This window comes from Aromatoleum anaerobium, from assembly GCF_012910705.2.
In the GTDB taxonomy this organism is placed as follows: domain Bacteria; phylum Pseudomonadota; class Gammaproteobacteria; order Burkholderiales; family Rhodocyclaceae; genus Aromatoleum; species Aromatoleum anaerobium.
The window spans coordinates 1-658 of the sequence record NZ_WTVG02000010.1; the positions used below are offsets into that span (position 1 = coordinate 1).

The following is a 658-nucleotide window of genomic DNA, read 5'->3' on the forward strand; positions in this document are numbered from 1 at the left end:
CTTCCTGGCGGCGGTGCGGAATGCGCACTCCACATCCTCTATGCGCAACGGCTTTCGTCGTAACGATACGAACACGTGATCGTTGAACGGCGCATAGGGACGTCGGCGTTCCAGATATTGCTCAAGCCCCGCCCGGGCCGTCTCATGCAACGGAACGAAGCGGCTCTTACGGAATTTGGAGCATCGAATCACCAGCCCATCCGGGGTAATGTCCTCATAGCGCAAGCGGATGGCTTCCGAGACGCGAAGCCCCGTGCAGGCCAGTAGCGCGAACAGCGTGCTGTAGGTATTTCGACGCAACGTCCGATAGCCCGACTGGGATGCTGCCTGCACGAGTCGCTGGATGTCGTCCGCGGACAGGATGTACGGCACCGGACGTGGCCCCTTCTCACTGCCAAAGACCGGTGGGGGTACTTCATGGCGTCGGTCCTCTGCATGGACGTACCGGGCAAATCGAATGACCTCACCGAGCCGACGGGCGCGCTGTCGGACCGATCTTGCCAATCCGGCCCATTGGAGAGCGGTTTCCGAGCAGACGTAGGTCTGACCGTTCGCCTCCGAGAAGGCGGCGAAACTGCGCAGCAGATTGCCTTGGCACTTGAGTTCGAAACCACAAGCACGGCGCACGGCCAGATACGATTCGACGGTTTGAGCTAGT

General features: G+C 60.8%; 1 protein-coding gene. It reads right to left on the reverse strand.

The window, feature by feature from the left end; genetic code table 11:
* A partial coding sequence (locus GO606_RS00670; protein ID WP_246979243.1) for a tyrosine-type recombinase/integrase occupies positions 1-658 on the reverse strand: 658 nt, incomplete at both ends.